The organism is Sulfurimonas sp. (assembly GCF_032250635.1).
Taxonomy (GTDB): Bacteria; Campylobacterota; Campylobacteria; order Campylobacterales; family Sulfurimonadaceae; genus Sulfurimonas.
Genome location: NZ_JAVVFL010000259.1, coordinates 1 through 2,041, shown reverse-complemented (window position 1 = coordinate 2,041; position 2,041 = coordinate 1). Strand labels below are relative to the sequence as shown.

At 35.5% G+C, this 2,041-nt stretch carries 3 protein-coding genes; all 3 read left to right on the top strand.

Translation table 11 applies throughout. The features are described 5' to 3' along the window. On the top strand, positions 1-810 hold an 810-nt coding region (locus RQ763_RS11520; RefSeq protein ID WP_314153133.1), incomplete at its 5' end, for a HAMP domain-containing sensor histidine kinase. Positions 811-882: 72 nt separating this feature from the next. Beyond that, on the top strand, positions 883-1,407 hold the full coding sequence (gene soxX, locus RQ763_RS11515) for a sulfur oxidation c-type cytochrome SoxX (protein ID WP_314153131.1): 525 nt from the start codon (positions 883-885) through the stop codon (positions 1,405-1,407). 17 nt (positions 1,408-1,424) lie between these two features. Further along, on the top strand, positions 1,425-1,895 hold the full coding sequence (soxY, locus tag RQ763_RS11510; protein ID WP_314153130.1) for a thiosulfate oxidation carrier protein SoxY: 471 nt from the start codon (positions 1,425-1,427) through the stop codon (positions 1,893-1,895). Positions 1,896-2,041 lie beyond the last annotated feature (146 nt).

The window sequence follows — 2,041 nt, the reverse complement described above, 5'->3', positions numbered from 1 at the left end:
GTGGAGAATGAGCTCTCTTATTATGAAGTTTATGAGAAAGCTTTGGTAATACTTCTCTCCATCGTAACGCTTATATTTTTACTGAGCATACTCTTTTTGGATAGATTCGCAAAACCATTCAAAGAGGTAAATAAAAAGCTCGATGAGTTTATAAAAGACTCTATTCATGAAATAAATACACCTCTTGCTATCATTAATGTCAATATCGATCTCTTTAGCAGAAAACATGGAACAAATAAGTACATGCAGAGGATTAAAGCTTCTGCAAAAGTGCTCTCAAACATCTACAATGACATGGAGTATCTTATCAAACATGACAAAATAGAGTATGAGAGAGAAAATATTGATGTAAAGAAGTTTTTAGATGAGCGCATAGAGTATTTTGGTGAAGTTGCATGCATGAAAAATATAACAATACAAAGTGAGCTTCAAGAGGGTGTAAAGATAAGTATGAACCCAAAACAGTTTCAAAGAGTAGTTGATAACAATATATCAAACGCCATAAAGTACTCTTATGAGCAAAATATTGTAGAAGTAAACATGAAACTAAATAAAGAGGGCGAATGTCTGCTCTCATTTAAAGACTACGGCATAGGCATAGAAGATGTTGAGAAGATATTTGAAAGGTACTATAGAGAGAGTAGACAAACCGGTGGGTTTGGTATAGGACTCAATATAGTCGGTTCTATCATTAAACAAGAAAAAATCGAAGCAAGCGTAGAATCTCAGCTGAAAAAAGGGACAACTTTTACATACAAGTTTCCAAAAAACCTCGTTTTGATGGACAATTCATCTACATTTCAACAATAAAATTGAATTTTATATAAATTTTACACTTCACTGTTAAACTTGTCTCCGAAATTAAAAAAAAGAGGAGCTTAAATGAAGAGGAGTTTGACTTTATCGTTGCTTTTGGGAGTAACAATTTTTGCTGCTGATTATAGCAGTGTAATTGAGATCCCTGACGCGGCGAAGATAATTCAAAAAGATTTGTTACCGCCGTTAGGTGTAAACAAAATGCCCCAAGGGTGTGTAACGACTGATCCAAAAGCTATTGCTAGAGGCTCATACATGTTTCACAACCTTAATGGTGGAAATGCAAAAGGGAGTGCGCCTGAGGGTTTAAGCAAAAAGCTGCCTAATGGGAAAGATAAGCAGTACGGAAACTGTGTTGCATGTCACAATATAGAGGGTGCGATAGGCGGTGGAAATATAGGACCTGACCTAACGAACTATACTGAAATATTCGTAAAAACAGGTGTTAGAGATACCGAGTATGTGTATCAGAAGATTGCAGATCCAAGGATTGACAATCCGCATACAAATATGACCGTAAATCTAACAACAAAACTCTTTAATGAAAAAGAGATATGTGAGATAACTTCATATATTTTATCAACAAAATAGAAAAAAAGGATATAAAGATGCAAAGAAGAGATTTTTTAAGAGGATTAAGTGTAGCAGCCGCGAGTGCTGTTGTTGTAACACCTTCAGTGAGTTTTGCTGCAGATGATAAACCAAAAGGTTCAAATACGCTTTCATACAAAGAGGCTTTAGCGGCTGTAACAGGTTCAAAAACTCCTGAGGTTTCTAAAAAAATAGCATTAAAAGTACCGGAAATTGCAGAAAACGGTGCGGTTGTTCCCGTAACTGTTGAGGTTGATCATCCGATGAATGAGGATGATTATGTAAAATCAATACATATATTTGCTACAAAAAATGGCAACTCACGCTGTGTTGATGCACACTTGTCTCCGGCAAATGGAAAAGCAATGCTCTCTACACGTGTAAAACTTGGTGAAACACAAGAGGTAGCTGCACTTGTAGAGTTAAGCAACGGAACTTTTCTGATTGCTTCTCAAAGTGTTAAAGTAACTATCGGTGGATGTGGTTGATTATTTTTTAAATCTGTTGGATTGTATGAAAAATAAGAAGAGGTTTTTTACCGCATTGTGCGGGTAAGACCAAAGTGCCATAGTGCTTAGCGTGAAAAATAAATAAAAAGGAAATAAAATGTCAAAGAGAAAAACATTAATCAAGG